The organism is Neisseria sp. P0009.S007 (assembly GCF_051962515.1).
The window spans coordinates 1-472 of record NZ_JBQCVF010000876.1 but is presented as its reverse complement, the minus strand read 5'-3'; the positions used below and the strand labels follow the sequence as shown (position 1 = coordinate 472).

Below are 472 nucleotides of genomic sequence, written 5' to 3'. Positions count from 1 at the left end.
TGTTGAAACGGACACCGCTGCGTTCACCCTCAATTGCCATAATTTCAGGACGGAAGTTGAAATAATCCTCTCCTAAATCGCTGATGTGTACCAAACCGTCGATATGAATATCGTCCAAGGTTACAAAAATGCCGAAACTGGTCATGCCCGAAATCTTACCACTGAAGACTTCGCCAACTTTGTCGCGCATATAATAAGTTTTCAGCCAGTTTTCCACATCGCGACTGGCATCATCGGCACGGCGCTCGCAGAAAGAGGTATGTACACCCAAAGCCTGCCAGGTTTTATTGGGCTGGTAAGTTTGTCCGTTCAACACAGCCTTAATGGCACGATGTACCGTCAAATCGGGATAACGGCGGATAGGCGAAGTAAAGTGTGTATATGCGCTATAAGCCAAACCAAAGTGACCGTCGCAATGCGGCTCATAAACCGCCTGCTGCATAGAACGCAACATCATCACTTGTAACAATTC

At 47.0% G+C, this 472-nt stretch carries 1 protein-coding gene; it reads right to left on the bottom strand.

Features of this window, described 5'->3' with window-relative positions:
• The coding region (locus tag ACTHS3_RS16890; protein ID WP_440368626.1) for an RNB domain-containing ribonuclease at window positions 1–472 on the bottom strand (472 nt) is incomplete at both ends.